This window comes from Curtobacterium sp. MCBD17_034 (assembly GCF_003234515.1).
GTDB lineage: Bacteria > Actinomycetota > Actinomycetes > Actinomycetales > Microbacteriaceae > Curtobacterium.
Genome location: NZ_QKTN01000003.1, coordinates 112,618 through 127,909, shown reverse-complemented (window position 1 = coordinate 127,909; position 15,292 = coordinate 112,618). Strand labels below are relative to the sequence as shown.

At 71.5% G+C, this 15,292-nt stretch carries 19 protein-coding genes; 9 read left to right on the top strand and 10 right to left on the bottom strand.

All coding sequences use genetic code 11. From position 1 onward, the window contains the following. Positions 1–7 precede the first annotated feature (7 nt). Entirely contained in the window at positions 8–325 is a 318-nt protein-coding gene (locus tag DEI92_RS07330) for a hypothetical protein (RefSeq protein WP_111012994.1), read from the bottom strand. A gap of 8 nt (positions 326–333) precedes the next feature. Continuing rightward, positions 334–1,404: a GTP-binding protein gene (locus DEI92_RS07325; protein WP_181434743.1), complete on the bottom strand. Its 1,071-nt coding sequence runs from the start codon at positions 1,402–1,404 to the stop codon at positions 334–336. 40 nt (positions 1,405–1,444) lie between these two features. On the opposite strand from DEI92_RS07325, the gene ykgO reads away from it, so the two are divergent. The 4 genes from ykgO to DEI92_RS07310 all read left to right on the top strand — a co-directional run bounded on the left by ykgO (position 1,445) and on the right by DEI92_RS07310 (position 2,680). Then, a complete protein-coding gene (gene ykgO, locus DEI92_RS16315; RefSeq protein WP_071274734.1) occupies positions 1,445–1,567 on the top strand; it encodes a type B 50S ribosomal protein L36 in 123 nt (40 codons plus the stop codon). 96 nt (positions 1,568–1,663) lie between these two features. After that, entirely contained in the window at positions 1,664–1,819 is a 156-nt protein-coding gene (locus DEI92_RS07320) for a zinc transporter permease (protein WP_111010625.1), read from the top strand. Positions 1,820–1,898: 79 nt separating this feature from the next. Further along, positions 1,899–2,189, top strand: a complete 291-nt coding sequence (locus DEI92_RS07315) for a helix-turn-helix transcriptional regulator (RefSeq protein ID WP_258370115.1) — start codon at positions 1,899–1,901, stop codon at positions 2,187–2,189. Between the two features lie 71 nt (positions 2,190–2,260). Next, complete coding sequence (locus DEI92_RS07310) at positions 2,261–2,680, top strand: Fur family transcriptional regulator (RefSeq protein WP_111010623.1); 420 nt, start codon at positions 2,261–2,263, stop codon at positions 2,678–2,680. A gap of 27 nt (positions 2,681–2,707) precedes the next feature. Here the strand turns inward: DEI92_RS07310 and DEI92_RS07305 are convergent, their stop codons facing one another. Next, complete coding sequence (locus DEI92_RS07305) at positions 2,708–3,091, bottom strand: Fur family transcriptional regulator (RefSeq protein WP_181434741.1); 384 nt, start codon at positions 3,089–3,091, stop codon at positions 2,708–2,710. Positions 3,092–3,228: 137 nt separating this feature from the next. On the opposite strand from DEI92_RS07305, the gene DEI92_RS07300 reads away from it, so the two are divergent. Genes DEI92_RS07300 through DEI92_RS07285 form a run of 4 tightly spaced genes read left to right on the top strand, consistent with a single transcriptional unit; the run spans position 3,229 to position 6,735 of the window. Further along, on the top strand, positions 3,229–4,155 hold the full coding sequence (locus DEI92_RS07300) for a metal ABC transporter solute-binding protein, Zn/Mn family (protein WP_220035673.1): 927 nt from the start codon (positions 3,229–3,231) through the stop codon (positions 4,153–4,155). Continuing rightward, positions 4,152–5,003, top strand: coding sequence for a metal ABC transporter ATP-binding protein (locus tag DEI92_RS07295; RefSeq protein WP_220037472.1), 852 nt, complete (start codon positions 4,152–4,154; stop codon positions 5,001–5,003). The genes DEI92_RS07300 and DEI92_RS07295 overlap by 4 nt, the downstream gene beginning before the upstream one ends. After that, the gene (locus DEI92_RS07290) at positions 5,000–5,932 is read left to right on the top strand and encodes a metal ABC transporter permease (RefSeq protein ID WP_111012991.1); all 933 of its coding nucleotides are present in this window, start codon (positions 5,000–5,002) and stop codon (positions 5,930–5,932) included. The genes DEI92_RS07295 and DEI92_RS07290 overlap by 4 nt, the downstream gene beginning before the upstream one ends. Next, the gene (locus DEI92_RS07285) at positions 5,932–6,735 is read left to right on the top strand and encodes a metal ABC transporter permease (RefSeq protein ID WP_111010619.1); all 804 of its coding nucleotides are present in this window, start codon (positions 5,932–5,934) and stop codon (positions 6,733–6,735) included. The genes DEI92_RS07290 and DEI92_RS07285 overlap by 1 nt, the downstream gene beginning before the upstream one ends. Before the next feature lie 51 nt (positions 6,736–6,786). On the opposite strand, the gene DEI92_RS07280 is transcribed toward DEI92_RS07285, so the two are convergent. Beyond that, positions 6,787–7,104 (bottom strand): hypothetical protein, encoded by a 318-nt coding sequence (locus DEI92_RS07280; RefSeq protein WP_111012990.1) that lies wholly within the window; start codon positions 7,102–7,104, stop codon positions 6,787–6,789. Positions 7,105–7,310: 206 nt separating this feature from the next. Then, a complete protein-coding gene (locus DEI92_RS07275) occupies positions 7,311–9,503 on the bottom strand; it encodes an acyltransferase family protein (protein WP_111012989.1) in 2,193 nt (730 codons plus the stop codon). 353 nt (positions 9,504–9,856) lie between these two features. Here DEI92_RS07275 and DEI92_RS07270 point away from each other — a divergent pair, with 353 nt between their 5' ends. Next, positions 9,857–10,618: a TetR/AcrR family transcriptional regulator gene (locus tag DEI92_RS07270; RefSeq protein ID WP_111012988.1), complete on the top strand. Its 762-nt coding sequence runs from the start codon at positions 9,857–9,859 to the stop codon at positions 10,616–10,618. Here the strand turns inward: DEI92_RS07270 and DEI92_RS07265 are convergent. The 5 genes from DEI92_RS07265 to DEI92_RS07245 form a co-directional block, all read right to left on the bottom strand. Next, positions 10,561–11,217, bottom strand: a complete 657-nt coding sequence (locus DEI92_RS07265; protein WP_111012987.1) for a pentapeptide repeat-containing protein — start codon at positions 11,215–11,217, stop codon at positions 10,561–10,563. The genes DEI92_RS07270 and DEI92_RS07265 overlap by 58 nt on opposite strands. A gap of 27 nt (positions 11,218–11,244) precedes the next feature. Beyond that, positions 11,245–12,078, bottom strand: a complete 834-nt coding sequence (locus DEI92_RS07260) for a hypothetical protein (protein ID WP_258370114.1) — start codon at positions 12,076–12,078, stop codon at positions 11,245–11,247. A 159-nt stretch (positions 12,079–12,237) separates the two neighbouring features. After that, positions 12,238–13,260: an NAD-dependent epimerase/dehydratase family protein gene (locus DEI92_RS07255; RefSeq protein ID WP_111012986.1), complete on the bottom strand. Its 1,023-nt coding sequence runs from the start codon at positions 13,258–13,260 to the stop codon at positions 12,238–12,240. After that, a complete protein-coding gene (locus tag DEI92_RS07250; RefSeq protein WP_111012985.1) occupies positions 13,257–14,444 on the bottom strand; it encodes a zinc-dependent alcohol dehydrogenase in 1,188 nt (395 codons plus the stop codon). The genes DEI92_RS07255 and DEI92_RS07250 overlap by 4 nt, the downstream gene beginning before the upstream one ends. Positions 14,445–14,590: 146 nt before the next feature. Continuing rightward, positions 14,591–15,223: a DNA alkylation repair protein gene (locus DEI92_RS07245; RefSeq protein ID WP_181434739.1), complete on the bottom strand. Its 633-nt coding sequence runs from the start codon at positions 15,221–15,223 to the stop codon at positions 14,591–14,593. Positions 15,224–15,292: the final 69 nt, after the last annotated feature.

The following is a 15,292-nucleotide window of genomic DNA, read 5'->3' as shown; positions in this document are numbered from 1 at the left end:
CCGGGGCTCACGTCGCGTCGACCCCGTCAGGGGCCTCGATGACCTCGACCGAGGCCACCGAGAACCCGAGGGGCACTTGTCCCAGCGCGCTCAACAGTGCGCCCCGGGCGTCGGCGCTCTCGGCCTCGATGAGTCGTCGCTCGCTCGACACGACGACGAGCCGCACCCGATGCGTCGTCGACGGAGCGCTCCCGTGATGCTCCGGCGTCCGTCGCGGACCGTCGAGTCCGGCCGGACGAGGAGGTACCGGCAGCGGCGGACCCGGCACGCGGCCGCCGAACATCCGCGTGATCACCGCCCCGAACCGGGTTCCGCTGCGCGCCATACGACCCCCTAGTGGTGGTGTTCCGTGGGCCATGCCGGGAAGGGGTCGTCGTATGTCGCCCACTCCATCGGCCCCGCGAGGAGTTCCGCGTCCGTGACCAAGCTGCGGTCGAGGGTGCTGATGATCCGGTGGCGATCGAGGTCCTCCCCGAAGAGGACCAGCTCCTGTCCGGCAGGAGCATTCCGTGCCCAGGTGGACATTCCGGTCGGATCGAGCGCGACGGTGTCGCCGGCGCTCCGCCACGACCCGATCTGGTCGGCGCGGGTCGCGAGTTGGACCAAGCCCCGCGATCGAGCGATCCGGCCGACTCGTCCGGGCGTCAACTGCTTGTCGACGGCGTCGAAGAGCCGTCCGGGATGGAAGGGGCGCGGATCACGGAACACGATCGCCTCGACGCCGTACCGGGGTCCCGGCTGCGTGGCCGGGTCGGCGAGGGCGTGCATCCAGCCCATCCGTTCCCCGAGTCGACGAGCACACCACCGCCCGCTCGCCCCCGTCCGTCGGGAGGACATCGCGCTCGGGCTCCGGACCACGGCCGCACCGGGGTTGAGCTGTTCGAGGACGCCGAGGGCGCTGCGGAGGGACGCGGGGCCGATGTCGTCCGCATCGCTGAGGACGATCACCGTCGCGAACTCGATCTGCGAGGCCAGTCGTTCCGCAGTGACGTAGTCGTCCAGCGGGGACGGTGCGAGCGACAGGAGCCACCGCTCGATGTCCTGCACCGCCACGACCGTCATCAGGTCGTGTAGCTCCACGGGGGTCCCTTCCGCCCGTCGGCTCTCGAACTCGGTCTCCAGCACGAACCCGATCCCCATCACGTCCGCGGCCTCCTCCAGCTCGACGATGGAGCGACCGGTGGCACCGGCTCGGGCCGACTCCAGGATCCGGTCGGCCAGGACCAAGGCGAACTCGCCGCTGTCCTCGGTACCGTCGTCGACCTCGACCGGTGCTCGGCGCGGTGCTCCGCTCAGCCGCCGGCTGACCTGTCGTCGGTCAGCGGCGCGCAGGCCGCTGACCAAGGTCACCCGGAGGACGGCGCCGTCCGGATGTGCAGACCCGAGTTCGTTCCGTAGCTCCATTGCCCCTACTCTAGTGAGAAACGTTCTCAGTAGGAGGATCATGAAGGTCAGGAACTCACTCAAGTCGCTGAAGCAGCTCCCGGGCGCGCAGGTCGTACGCCGCCGAGGTCGCACGTTCGTCATCAACAAGCTCAACCCGCGCGGGAAGGGGCGCCAGGGGTGAGTGCGACCTGATCATCTTCCGTGCACGTATTGCTACTCGTGCATGCTTGCTCTAGTGTCGGGGTCACGTCAACCGACTGATCGAAGGAGCACCACCATGACCGAGCAGGAAACCGTCGCCGAGCACACCGTCACCGAGCACCACCACGAGGACGGCTGCGGTCACGAGGCAGTGCGGCACGAGGACCACGTGGACTACGTACACGAGGGCCACAAGCACGCCGAGCACGGCGACCACTACGACGAGCACTGACCCTCCGCCCGGGGGTAGGGCCAACCCGCCGGACCCCCGGGCGTTGCCCGTCGGTATGCACATCTGCTTACATCGCCAGGTGACCGATCATCGAGTGAGCATCGCGGCGGAACTCTTCAAGGCCCTCTCCTCGCCGGCCCGCCTCCGGGTGCTGGTCGCCCTCATCGAGGCGCCCTGCGACGTGTCGTCGCTCGCTGCGCAGACCGAGCTGTCGCAACCGCTGGTCTCGCAGCACCTCCGCACCCTGCGACTCGCCGGGCTCGTGGAGGTCGAGCGCATCGGGCGGAACGCCGTGTACTCACTCCGGGACGAGCACGTCGCGCACATCGTCAGGGATGCGCTCACGCACGTCGGCGAAGCCGCGGCGTGAGTGCCCGTTCAGCTGCACGTGCGACCCTGCCTCCTCAGCACCACCGAGCGTCCGAGACCCGAGAGGCGTCCATGACCGAAGCACCCGTGGGGAAGAAACCCCAGCGGCAGACCGCCCAGAAGACGGCGATCCGCGACGCGCTGCGAGGCGTGCGGTCCTTCATCAGCGCGCAGGACCTGCACGAGGTCCTCCGCGCAGACGGCAGCTCGGTCGGCCTCGCCACGGTGTACCGCAACCTCAGCGACATGGCGGTGAACGGCGAGGCGGACGTCCTCCAGGCCGAGCCCGGCGTCCAGCTGTACCGGTTCTGCGGCGATGCCCACCACCATCACCTGTACTGCGTCAGCTGCGGTCGCACCGTCGAGATCGAAGCACCGATCGAGGACTGGGTCGACACGGTCGCCGCTGAGCACGGGTTCTCCCGCGTGCGCCACGTGGTCGACATCTTCGGGGTGTGCGACGACTGCCGCGCACGCGGCGTCGGAGCGTAGGGCGCCTCGGGCCGACCCACGTCTCGCTCAACCGCGCACCGAGCAGGCGCTGCACCTCCCGTGGATGGTCAGCGCAGCATTCTCCTCGAAGAACGCGAGGCATGGTCCGGGGTGCTGTCGTGGGTCCGCGACCTCGCTCGTGCGCCCGCACGTGTCGCACACCAGGAGGTCCCGGTCGGGGAGCCGGTACAGGACCTCGCCGCCGACGTACGCCTCGGTCAGCGCTCGCTCACGCGCCAGGGCGTGGAGCTCCCGGTAGACCGTCGAGAGTCCGATCCGTACCCCACGCGCACGGATCCGCGCGAACACGGACTGTGCCGACGCCGGCGCATCATGTTCGACCAGTGCGGCGAGGACGCTCGCGCGATACCGGTGGCCGCGCGGTCGATCCCCGGCCCACTCCGTCGACACCAACCGACACCATCCGTCCGTGGAACAATCGGGAACGACTCCCGTTACCAACACGCTCCAACGTGCCGTAGTCTGCACCTATCGATAAGCGTTCTCAACAGAGCGCCCGGGTGGGACGCGGTCCCTGGATTGGATGGATGTCAGTGCGCATCAAGAGATTGGCGGCGCTCGGCGTCGCGGCCCTGGCCGTGACCGGTGCTCTCACCGGGTGCTCGCAGTCGGCGAGCGGGGGGAGCGACGGCAAGATCGTCGTCGTCGGCGCGGAGAACGAGTACTCGGACGTCGCCGCACAGATCGGGGGCAAGTACGTCTCGGCCAAGGCGATCATGAGCAACCCGAACACCGACCCGCACACCTTCGAGGCCAGCGCGAGCGTGGCGAAGGAGCTCAGCTCGGCCCAGATCCTCGTCCAGAACGGGCTCGGGTACGACGACTTCATGACCAAGCTCGCCAAGGCGTCGCCGAACTCGAGCCGGAAGGTCATCGTCGCGCAGGACGTGCTCGGCCTTCCCGACAGCACGCGGAATCCGCACCTCTGGTACGACCCGAAGACGATGCCGGCGGTCGCCAAGCGCATCGCCGCCGACCTCGGAGCGCTGCAGCCCTCGCACAAGCAGTACTTCCAGGACAACCTGACGACGTTCAACCGGTCGCTCGAGACGTGGACGAACCAGCTCGCGTCGTTCAAGCAGACCCACGCCAACGCACCCGTCGCCGTGACGGAGCCCGTCGCGGACTACGCGCTGCAGGCCGCCGGAGTCGACGTCGAGACACCCTGGTCCCTGCAGGCAGCGATCATGAACGACACCGACCCGAGCCCACAGAACTCGGCGGCGCAGGACGCGCTGTTCACCGGCAAGCACGTCAAGGCGTTCCTCTACAACCAGCAGGTCACCGACTCGATCACCTCGCACTACCTGTCCCTCGCTCACGACAACGGGATCCCCGTCGTCGGCGTGTACGAGACGATGCCGACGGGCTACCACTACCAGAAGTGGATGGAAGCCGAGTTGACCGCGCTGCAGAAGGCGCTCACCAGCGGCACGTCCACCGAGAAGCTGTGACCGGTCCGACCGACAGCGACGTCCCGGGCGGGGTCCTCTCCGCCCGGGACGTCCGCGTCGTGATGTCGGGGGCCCTCGTCCTCGACGGGGTCGACCTCGACGTGCAGCCCGGTGAGTTCGTCGGACTCATCGGCGCGAACGGCGCGGGGAAGACCACGCTGCTGCGCGTCCTGCTCGGCATCCTCCGACCCACCCACGGTGCCGTGCGCCGACCCGAACGCAAGGCGAGCACGCACGGCATCGGGTACCTCCCCCAGAAGGTCGCGCTCGACCCCGACACGCCTCTCAGGGCACGCGACGTCGTCGCACTCGGTCTCGACGGCGGGCGGTTGGGCCTCCCGGTCCGTCGTCGCGCGGTGCAGGAACGCGTGACCGCGGTCCTCCACGCCGTCGGCGCAGCCGCGTTCGCCGACCAGCGGATCGGACAGCTCTCCGGAGGCCAGCAGCAGCGCGTGCTCCTCGCGCACGCACTCATCAGCGAGCCGGCGCTGCTGCTCCTCGACGAACCCCTGGCGAACCTCGATCCGGCCAGCGCCCACGACATCGTCCGTCTCCTGGACACGCTCCGCCGTGATCGCGACGTCGCGATCGTGATGACCGCGCACGACATCAACGTCCTCATGCCGGTGATGGACCGCGTGGTGTACCTGGCGAACGGCCGCGCCGTCACCGGCGACCCCGGATCCGTCGTCCGGAGCGACGTCCTCTCGCGCCTGTACGGTCGGCCGATCCGGGTGATCGAGGCCGAAGGCCGGGTGATGGTGCTCGCGGACGACCGGGATCCCGCATCTGACCTCGCGTCCCCTGGCCTCGAATCCGTGTCGAGACCGAACGGAACCCCCGCATGAGCCCCGCCTCGGTGATCGGCGGATTCCTCGGCAGCCCCACCATCCACACCGCACTGGTGGTCGGTGGTTTCGTCGCCCTGGTCACCGGGATCGTCGGCGTGTTCACGATCGTGCGCGGCCAGTCGTTCGCGGGACACGCGCTCGCCGACCTCGGAGCCGTCGGCGGATCCGGCGCGTTCCTCATCGGCATCAGCCAGGTGTGGGGGTTCATCGGTGCCGGCGTCCTCGCAGCACTGCTCATGGAGCTCATCGGCGTCCGTCGTCTGCAGGGTCGCGACGTCTCGACCGGCATCGTCTTCGGCTTCGGACTCGGTCTGACGGCACTGTTCCTGTACTGGAGCACCACCATCGGCGGCTCGAGCAACGCAGCCGTGTCCGTGCTGTTCGGATCCCTCTTCGTCATCGCTCATGACGTCATCCCGCTCGTGGTCGGACTCAGCGTCGTCGCCCTCGCCCTCGTCGCGGCGACGTACCGGTGGCTGCTCATGGAATCGCTCGATCACGGCCTGGCAGCAGCACGCGGTGTCCCCGTTCGCATCACCGGCATCGTGTTCCTCGTCGCGCTCGCCCTCGCGGTGGAGCTGTCGTCACTGACGATCGGCGCCATCCTGTCGACCGCGCTCCTCATCGGTCCCGCCGCGACGGCGCTGCTGCTGACCCGACGCTTCGGGACCGCGGTCCTCGTGTCGGCCGCTCTCGCGGTCCTCAGCACCTGGGCGGGGTGCTTCGTCTCCTTCGAGAGCTACTCCTGGGCGGGCCACGACGGCAACTGGCCCGTCAGCTTCTGCATCGTCGCCATCATCCTCGTCGTCTACCTCGCGATCCGCGTCGGAGTGGCAGTGCGACGTCATCGGATGTGGAAACCGGCGCGCGTCGGGTCAGTTCGCGGCTCGTCCCGCGCGCAGGACACCGAGGAGGTGCTGCCCTGATGTTCGCACCGTTCATGCTCAACGCCTGGCTCGCCGGGACGATCGTCGCCCTCATCGCCGGGATCGTCGGCTTCTTCGTCGTCCTCCGAGGAAACTCGTTCCTCGCCCACGCCGTACCCCACGGTGCATTCGCAGGAGCGGCAGGAGCCGTGCTCATCGGCGTCGACCCACTGATCGGACTCGGCGTGTTCGCAGCCGGCGGCGCGTTCATGATCTCGGCGCTCGGGCGGCGCGCTCGCAGTGACGTGGTCACCGCGCTCACCCTCGTCTCGATGCTCGGCCTCGGAGCGCTGTTCCTCAGCCGATCCACCGAGTACTCCGCCGAGGTGTTCGCGCTCTTGTTCGGCCAGATCCTCGGTGTCTCGAGCCTCGAGATCACGCCCATGATCATCCTCGGGGCGGTCTGCCTCATCACCCTGGGCGTCACCTACCGGCCGTTGCTCCTCGCATCGACACTGCCGGACACCGCGCCGTCGCGCGGCGTCTCACCGCAGGCGATGTCGATCCTGTTCGGCCTCATCCTCGCCTGCGCGACCACGATGAGCGTGCCCATCGTCGGGGCGCTCCTGATGTTCGCGCTCCTCGTCGGACCGCCCGCGGCCGCGCGCTTCGTCACCAGACGGCCGGCGACCGCGATCCCGCTGTCGGCCGCGCTCGCGGTCGCAGCGGTGTGGGGAGCGATCTCTCTCGCGTACGTGACCGATTGGCCCGTCGGGTTCTTCGTCACCGCCATCAGCGCCCTGATGTACCTGGCCGGGCGCCTGGCCACGGTGAGACCGACGCGCGGCCGGACGGCAGCATGACGTCCCTCCGACACGCTCCTCGCCGTCGTGGTCCCGCCCCTGATGGTCAGGTCAGCGTGAACTCGTCCCTCCGCCCGCCAGGGCTGCGGTCCTGGCGGTGATGTCCGCGACGAACGCTCTCGTGTCTGCCGCGAAGGGGCCGTCGAGGTCGTCGCCGAGTTCGTCGTCGTCCGCGTCGAGGACGAGCAGCGGACGGCCAGACGCCACGTGCACGCTCGTGGTCGTCCCACAGCCGCATCGGTCGAACGTGGGGACGTCGACGCGATCGGTGCGGGCGTTCCGAGCGAGTGCATCGGCGTAGTCGCACACGGAGCGAGCAACGGCGTCGGCCACGAGGATGAACACCGGCCCGCGGACGAGGTGCTTCATCGCGCTCGCCCGTCCGTCGCCGCGCCGCTCCGGGTCTCGGACCGATCGAGGACGTGCGAGGGATTCGTGCTGAACGGGAGACGTGCCATGCCGACCTCCGGCCGTGGGTGAGAACGTCACCCTTCGGCAGCGCTGGACGTGAAAGGCTTTCATGCCGCTCCACGTGACGGTATCCCTGCTCCCTGACCGCCCCGCCGGTCCGGGCGTCATCCGCTCTGCTGCATCAGCGCAGCACGGAGCACGCGCGCCAGGGCGACGGAGTAGGCCACGGTCAGGTGCCCGCCGTCCGCGCGCACGACGATCCCGCCGACGGCCGCCGGACAGTGCATCGCACGATCGCAGAACCACGAGGCGGTGTCCACGAAGGAGGCCCGCGGCACGTCCGCCAGCGCGCGCCGCTCGGCCGCTCGCTTCGGTGTCCACGTCGCCGGTGGCGTCGACAGGCAGGTCGCCGGGCCGGCGACCCGGACCGCGCAGGCGCTGACGGGCGTCCCCTCCGGTGGCGACCCGAGCAGGACGACCCGGGCGCCGTCGCCCGTCAGGCGCCGGGCGAGGAGGCGCGTGCCGTCGCTCCACACACGACCCCGGGCGGCGGCGGGCTGCCGGTCGTACCCGCCGGCGGCGGAGGACGCGACCACCAGGTCGGGCCGGAGCCGATGGACCTCGGCGAGCGCGGCCTCCCGGGCGGCGTCGCACGAGGTCGCGAAGGCGGGGCGGCGGCCCGCGTCGGTGGTCGTCACGATCGATGCCGGGCAGCTCTCCAGGCCGATCCCGACGACGCGCCAGCCCCGACCGCGGACGGCGTCGACGATGCCCGGCAGCCAGCTGATGGCGATCGAGTCGCCGACCACCACCAGGGTCCGCGCAGCGTGACCGTCGGAGAACGTGCAGCGGGTCGCCGCAGCGGTCAGCGTGCTCGGCGTCGTCCCCACGGGGTCGTTGAGACAGCCGTCGGCCTGCAGCCGTCGAGCCGCCGCGGCCGCCGCACTCACCTGGTCCAGGTCGGGGACGGTCGCGCCCCACGCGCCGTCGTCGACCGCCGCGCGCACCGCCCGCTGCAGCGCGGTCGCGGATCGGAAGGACGCCACGTGCTGCGGGCCCGGGTCCGGCAGGTCGTCCACGCCCGTCAGGCGCCCCGGCGCGACGAACTGCGCGGCCGACAGCGCGAGCACGAGCGCGGAGGCGAGTGCGACGACGAGCGTGCCACGGGTGGTCCGCAGCCGACCCGGCTGGGCGCGCACGGGCCTCCCGGGCGTGCCGGGACGGGGGCCGGGGCGTGTGCGCCCGTACCGGAAGGGCCGCTCGACGAACCGGACGGTGAGGACGGCGAGCACCAGGGTGATCCCGAGGGCGACCGTGGGCACGACGGCTCGGCTGCGTGGTGCGACGGCGTGCAGGAACGACCACACCGGCAGGTGCCAGAGGTAGAGCGCGTAGGACCAACGGCCGACCGCTCGGCTGACCGGGTTGGTGAGCGCCGCGAGCACCCGCGGCGCTGCGGTCGCGCCGCAGAGGACCACCCCCGCGGCGCCGAGGACCGGGAGCGCGGCGGCCGGTCCGGGGAACGGCATGCTGGGGGTGTCGACGGCCCCGGCCAGGAGCACGGCGGCCAGCCCCGCCGCGGTCACCACGCTCGCCGCGCCGACACCGAGCCGAGCGGCGACGCGCGGCTCGGCCACCGCCGCGGCGGCTCCCACACCGAGTTCCCAGGCGCGTGACTCGAACGAGAAGTACGACCACTCGGGCTTCGCCCGGGTCTCCCAGCAGGCGATCGCGAACGACACGGCGCAGCCCACCCCGAGTGCGATCGACAGCACTCGGTGGACGATCCGCTCGCTGGTGCCGCGATCGGCGAGGACGCCGGGACGCCGGGACCGGCGGCGTCCGAGGGCGACCGCGCCGACGACGACCCACGGCCAGAACACGTAGAACTGCTCCTCGACCGCGAGAGACCAGAAGTGCTGCAGCGGCGAGGCCGCCCCGCTGTCCCCGAAGTAGTCCGTGGCGGCGCGGATGAGGTGCCAGTTCTGGACCATGAGCATCGAGGCGACGCCGTCCCACGTGACCGCGCTCGCCCGCGCCAGGTGGTCGACGGCCCAGGCCAGGGCGACCGTGACGAGCACGGTGAGCGCCGCGGCCGGCAGCACGCGCCGTGCCCGCCGGAGCGCGAACGCGGCGAGGTCGACCGTGCCGGTCGCACGGGCCTCCCGGAGCAACCCCGTCGTGATGACGAACCCGGAGACGACGAAGAACACGTCGACCCCGACGAACCCGCCGACCGGTCGACCCAGCACGTGGGCCGCGACGACGAGTGCGACCGCGATGCCCCGGAGCCCCTCGATGTCCGGACGGAACGGCGCGGCGCCGACGTGCCCGGAGGGATCCACAGCACGACGCACGGCAGCGATGCTCCGTCACGACCGGGAGGCCCGGCGCGGCTCCGCCACGGATCGCGCGTCCCGAGGACGGGGGCGTCACCCCACGGTTCACCCGGCGCGCTCGACACCCGTCCCCGCGCGTACCGATCACTCGGACGGCGCGCGCGGGGCGGGGCACCACGACCGCCGTGGACGTCCCCCCACTGGTACGTCCACGCGGTCCCGCAGCTCTCGGGTCGAGCCGCTGCGTGTCTTGGAAGGATTCCACAGGACGGTCGTCCAGGGCAATCCTCCGTGGGGATGATCCCGTCCGAGCGCCCACCCAGTTCGGGGGACCCTGCCGCGGCGGCCGTCGCCGCGCTACCGTTCTGCCCATGGGCATCCGCGAGGACCAGCGACGTCGCACCCGGTGGACGATCCTGCTCGCGGCGGCCGCCGAGTTCGAGGAACGGGGGTACGAGGCCACCTCGTACGCATCCGTCGCCGCCCGCGCCGACGTCGCGAAGAGCCTCGTGAGCTACCACTTCGCGTCGAAGACCGACCTGGTCGACGACCTGTTCGCGATCGCGTACGAGAACGGCGTGTTCGCCGCGGCCCCGGTCGACCTCGACGCACCCCTCGACGAACTGGCGCGGTCGACGGTCCACGTCGCGATCCAGGAGGAGTCGAACGTGATCGCGCGGGCGGCCATGCGTCTGCAACGTGAGGCGCCGCTCATCCCGACACGGATGCCCCCGCCCTACCTCGGCTGGGTCGGGCGCTGCCGGAACGCCCTGACGCGCGCGATCGCGCTCGGGCAGCTCCCGGCGTGCACCGACGTGCCGTTCGAGGCCCGCATGCTCGTCGCGCAGTTCGCGGGCGTGCGCGAGGTCACGACTGCCCTCGGCGACCACGAGGGTTTCGCCGCGAGCGCGGCCGTCGGGACCCTGGACCGCTTCGCGACGATGGGCGCATCGGCCGACGCGCTCCTGCGGGCAGCGGGTCGTTCCGCCAGCGCGATCCGGGAGGCCGGGCTCACCGGCGCGGACCGCGTCGCCAGCCGGTACGAGCACGTGGGCAGCGGGCAGGGGCGCTCCGGTCAGTCCACGACGACCCCGAGGGCGCGAGCGAACGAGGTCGCCAGCAACGCGGACTGAACCTCGGACACGGTCGCACCGCGGAGCGCCGCCGCATCCGCGACGACCGCGACGTCGGCGCCTCGGAGGTCGACGTCCCGGAGGCGGGACCCCGCTGCGGAGAGCTCGTGGATCCGACAGCCCGGGAACGCGACGCGGTCGGCCACGACGCCGCCGAGGTCGAGTTCCTCGATCGTGCAGTCCTCGAACGTGACATCACGGAGGGTCGCGGCACGCAGGTTGACGAACCCGAGCTTGGTGCCGATGACGCGGACGTCGTCGAACGTCGAGCCGTACCACTCGGCCGACCCGATCCGGCCGGACCGGATCACGACGGACCGCCAGGTGGACCGTGGCGTGCGGAACACGGGCGCGTCGAGCACGTCCACCACGGTGTCCCGGACACGCAGCATGCCGAGGTCCGCGTCGCCGGCTCGCATCGTGCCGATGCGACACTCCTCGACGACGAGTCCGGTCAGGGCACGGTCCACGACGTCGAGGTCACGGATGTCCCGCCCCTCGAGGAGATCGCCGGGGAGCAGGACGTCGCCCCCGCCGGGCTCGAGCTCGACGGGGGCGACGTCCTCGTGTCGGGGCGGCCGGGTGCGGTGCTCGGGCATGCCCCGATCATCGCAGCCGGTCACCGGTCAGTCGACGGGGCGCTCCAGCCCGACGCGGTCGACCTTGCGGTGGTAGTGCATCCCGGCGAGACCGCCGACGATCGCGCCGACCAGGCTGAGGACGAGGGCGACCACGACGGTGATGATCCCGGTGACGGTGAGGCTGCCCTCGTCCACGGGGATCCGCGGGAACGCGTTCACCTGCTGGAGGAAGTTCGCCTGCGTCCCGGCGATCGCGACCACGATCGCGGCGACGATCGCGATGGCGACGGCCCAGAACCAGACGGCGAGGCCCTGCTTGACGCCGTCGAACCGTGCCATGCGCCCTGCGACGTACCCGCCGCAGTAGTAGGCGACGAACAGGATCACGGCGAGCGCGATGGCGCCGATGAGTCCGACGGTGCCGGCGTTCGACGTGGCGGCCTTCCCGACCTGGTTCGCGTTCCCGCCGGTGATACCGAGGCCGAGTCCGGCACCGATCGCACCGAGGATCGCCGTGAGGATGACGGCCGTGCCCATCGCGGTGAGCCACCCGAAGAAGGCCGATCCGAACTTGAAGCCGCCGAACTCCTCCTTCTGGCGTCCGACGACCTCTTGCCGGGTCAAGGGCGCACGGTCCCGGTCCTCGTGCGCCACGGCACGGTCGCGGTCCTCATCGGCCACGGCACGGTCCCGGTCCTCGTGCGCCACGGCGCGGTCCCGTTCCTCGTGCGCCACGGCACGGTCGTTCAGGTCGGCCCCGTCGTCGGCGGGACCCCGGTCGTCCACCGGCGCCCGGTGCTCGGGGACGTGCTCGCCGTCGTTCGGGTTGGTGAGTGGGACCGCCGGTGTCGTCTGGCGGCCGTCATCGGCGTTGCTCATGGGTTCCTCCTCGGGGCCCGTCCGGGCCGTCCCGGGTCGGACGCGGTGTGCGTCGTCCGGCCCACAGTGTGCTCGCACCACACCCGGTGCGTCATGACTCCTGGGAACGGGGGACAAGCCCCTCCCAGGCGCCACCGGTCGCGGCACCCGCGCTGTCCCTCAGCCGCGGAGCGGCCCCGACGCGGGCACGGACGAGCCCTGCCGGAATCCCTCGACGAGGTCGGCGAAGGCCTCGACCGCGGTGTGCTGCGGCTCCCACCCCAGTTCCTCGCGCGCCTTGTCGGTCCGCATGATCGGCACGTTCGCCGCGATGTCGATCCAACCGGCGTCGGTCGGCTGGATCCGCAGGTGCCAGGTCAGGGTGACGACGGCACGGAGCAGTCGGAGCGGGATCCGGACGGCGCGACGCATGCCGAGCACCGCGGCGAGCCGCGGTGGCGTGAGCACCGGCCCGGCGGCGACGTTGAACGCTCCCGCGGCCCGCTGGTCGATCGTCCGCCAGTACGCGTCGGCGAGGTCGTCGGCATGCACCGCCTGGAACACGAACGGTCCCGGGAGCGGGAGCACCGCCCACCGGGCCGCGCGGACGACGCGCATGGGGACGAGGTGCCCGAGGAACAGCCCCCGGATCTCCGCTGCCGCCGGCTGCTGGAAGACCAACCCCGGGCGCAGGCGGGTGACCACGATGTCGGGGTGGGTGTCGGCGAACTCGTCGAGGGCCGCCTCGTTGAGCGCCTTGTGGATGCTGTACGTCGCCGTGGCCATGCCGTCGACCGGCCAGGACTCGTCCACGCGCAGCCGCTTGTCCGCAGCCCGGTAGGTGCCGACCGACGACGCCACGACGACCTGCCCCACGCCCGCGGCGGCGGCCGCTTCGAGCACGGCGGCCGTCCCCTCGACGTTGACGCGGTACTGCGTCGGGATGTCGTGCGTCGGCTGCAGCGCCCAAGCCAGGTGGACGACGGCGTCGACGTGCTCGAGGAGCGGCGTCAGGGCCGCCACGGCACCGTCGGCGCCGACGTCGACGCTGTGCCACTCGACCCCGGCGTACGGGTCGGCCGACCGGTCCGGGATCCGTCGGGCGATGCCGACGATGCCGGTCACGGCCTCCTCGGCCTGCAGGCGGCGCAGCAGCGCCGTGCCGACGTTGCCGGTGGCGCCGACGACGGCGACGCGGGTCATGCCGGAGCGCCGGGGGTCAGGACGACCTTGACGCAGCCGTCCTCCTTCTTCTGGAACACCTCGTACATGTGCGGGGCGTCCTCGAGGGACACGCGGTGCGTCGTCAGGTCGAGCGTGCCGAGCGGGTCGGACGGGTCCTCGACGAGCGGCAAGAGGTCGTCGAGCCAGCGGCGGACGTTGCACTGTCCCTCACGGACCGTGATCTGCTTGTCGAACAGCGTCATCATCGGCATCGGGTCGGCCGTCCCGCCGTAGACACCGCTGAGCGAGACCGTGCCGCCGCGCCGGACCAGGTCGATCGCCGCGTGCACCGCGACGAGCCGGTCGACGCCCGCGGTCTCGATGGCCTTCTGCGCGAGCTTGTCGGGCAGCAGGCCGGCCGCCCGCTGGGCGAACCCGGCGACGGCGTCACCGTGGGCCTCCATACCGACGGCGTCGACGACGCCGTCCGGCCCGCGTCCGTCGGTGAGATCCACGAGGTGCTCCACCACGTCGTCCGACATGTCGAACGTCTCGACACCGTACTTCGCCGCCATCTCGCGGCGGACGAGCTCCGGCTCGACGGCGAGCACGCGGTACCCGAGGTGCTTGCCGATCCGGGCCGCGAACTGCCCGACGGGGCCGAGCCCGAGCACCGCGAGCGTCCCGCCCTCGGGCACGTCGGCGTACGCCACGCCCTGCCACGCGGTCGGGAGGATGTCGCTGAGGAACAGGTACTGGTCGTCGGGGCGGGTCGCGGGGACCTTGATCGGCCCGTAGTCGGCGTGGGGCACCCGGAGGTACTCCGCCTGCCCACCCGGCACCTGGCCGTACATCTTCGTGTAGCCGAACAGCGCGGCACCGCTGCCGTACTGCTTCACCTGCGTCGTCTCGCACTGCGACTGCAGCCCGTGCGTGCACATCCAGCAGTGCCCGCACGAGATGTTGAACGGGATCACGACGCGGTCACCCGGAGCGAGGTTCGTCACGCCCGAACCGACCTCCTCGACGATCCCCATGGGCTCGTGGCCGAGCACGTCGCCCTTGTCGATGTACGGCCCGAGCACGCGGTACAGGTGGAGGTCGGACCCGCAGATCGCCGTCGACGTGATCCGGATGATCGCGTCGGTGGGCTCCTGGATCGTGGGATCGGGGACGGTCTCGACCGAGACCTTCTCGGTCCCCTGCCAGGTGAGTGCGCGCATGGTTCCTCCAGCTCGTCGGGCTGCGGCGGTGCCGCAGCGGTCGGCCGGGAGGCCCCTCCCGCGCCGGGTCCATCGCTACCCGTCCGCCACCTGCCACGTCCGACCCGTGCAGGTCCCGTCCAGCCGACGGTGTCCCCCGGCCGCCCCTACCGGCGGAACCGCGCCTGCGCAGCCGCAGGCAGGTGCTCCGTCGCCGCACTGAGCAGCGCACGGTCCATCCCGCTCGCGTTCGACTCGAGGAACGCGACGAGCTCGTCGTGCGAGGCCCACTTGCCGACCCCGCGCAGGACGAACGCCACGGCACGCCGCACGTGCTCGTTCCGCTCCCGCACGAGCCTGCCGACGATGTCGAGCGCGGTGGCGGCCTCACCGCGCTTCACGAACGCCAGGGTCGCGCTGACCGCGATGCACCGCTCCCAGACGACGTCGCTCTTGGCGAGCGCGAACAGCGGGCCACGCGGACGGTCCGCGAGCCACGCGCCCACGATGTGTTCCGCGCTGACCTCGACGAGGAGGTCGCTGTCGACGCGCTCGCTGTGGGCCGCTGCCATGTAGTCCTCCACCACGACCGACCTGGTCGCGTCGTCACCGTCCCGGAACCGCTGGACGAGCAGCAGCACCGCCACGAGCCGTGCGTCCTCGACCTCGCTCAAGAGCAGCGCCCCCACCTCGCCGTCACCGAGGGCCGCGAACCGGCGGGCGACGCGTCGAGCGGCGGCGAGGTCGCCCGGGGTGCGGGCGAGTGCGCCGAGGACGTCCTCGGCGGTGTCGACGGCCACGTCAGTCCGCCGAACCGATCGCGACGGCGCACGTGACGGACGGGCGGGACCGGGAGGAGGACGGCACCG

Excerpts from the sequence above, each read along its gene's own strand:
- DEI92_RS07260 (WP_258370114.1), bottom strand. The coding sequence starts at position 12,078 with ATGAGCAACGCCGATGACGGCCGCCAGACGACACCGGCGGTCCCACTC.
- DEI92_RS07285 (WP_111010619.1), top strand. The coding sequence starts at position 5,932 with ATGTTCGCACCGTTCATGCTCAACGCCTGGCTCGCCGGGACGATCGTC.
- DEI92_RS07280 (WP_111012990.1), bottom strand. The coding sequence starts at position 7,104 with ATGAAGCACCTCGTCCGCGGGCCGGTGTTCATCCTCGTGGCCGACGCC.
- DEI92_RS07250 (WP_111012985.1), bottom strand. The coding sequence starts at position 14,444 with ATGCGCGCACTCACCTGGCAGGGGACCGAGAAGGTCTCGGTCGAGACC.
- DEI92_RS07270 (WP_111012988.1), top strand. The coding sequence starts at position 9,857 with ATGGGCATCCGCGAGGACCAGCGACGTCGCACCCGGTGGACGATCCTG.
- DEI92_RS07325 (WP_181434743.1), bottom strand. The coding sequence starts at position 1,404 with ATGGAGCTACGGAACGAACTCGGGTCTGCACATCCGGACGGCGCCGTC.
- ykgO (WP_071274734.1), top strand. The coding sequence starts at position 1,445 with ATGAAGGTCAGGAACTCACTCAAGTCGCTGAAGCAGCTCCCGGGCGCG.
- DEI92_RS07290 (WP_111012991.1), top strand. The coding sequence starts at position 5,000 with ATGAGCCCCGCCTCGGTGATCGGCGGATTCCTCGGCAGCCCCACCATC.
- DEI92_RS07255 (WP_111012986.1), bottom strand. The coding sequence starts at position 13,260 with ATGACCCGCGTCGCCGTCGTCGGCGCCACCGGCAACGTCGGCACGGCG.
- DEI92_RS07265 (WP_111012987.1), bottom strand. The coding sequence starts at position 11,217 with ATGCCCGAGCACCGCACCCGGCCGCCCCGACACGAGGACGTCGCCCCC.
- DEI92_RS07320 (WP_111010625.1), top strand. The coding sequence starts at position 1,664 with ATGACCGAGCAGGAAACCGTCGCCGAGCACACCGTCACCGAGCACCAC.
- DEI92_RS07310 (WP_111010623.1), top strand. The coding sequence starts at position 2,261 with ATGACCGAAGCACCCGTGGGGAAGAAACCCCAGCGGCAGACCGCCCAG.
- DEI92_RS07330 (WP_111012994.1), bottom strand. The coding sequence starts at position 325 with ATGGCGCGCAGCGGAACCCGGTTCGGGGCGGTGATCACGCGGATGTTC.
- DEI92_RS07300 (WP_220035673.1), top strand. The coding sequence starts at position 3,229 with ATGTCAGTGCGCATCAAGAGATTGGCGGCGCTCGGCGTCGCGGCCCTG.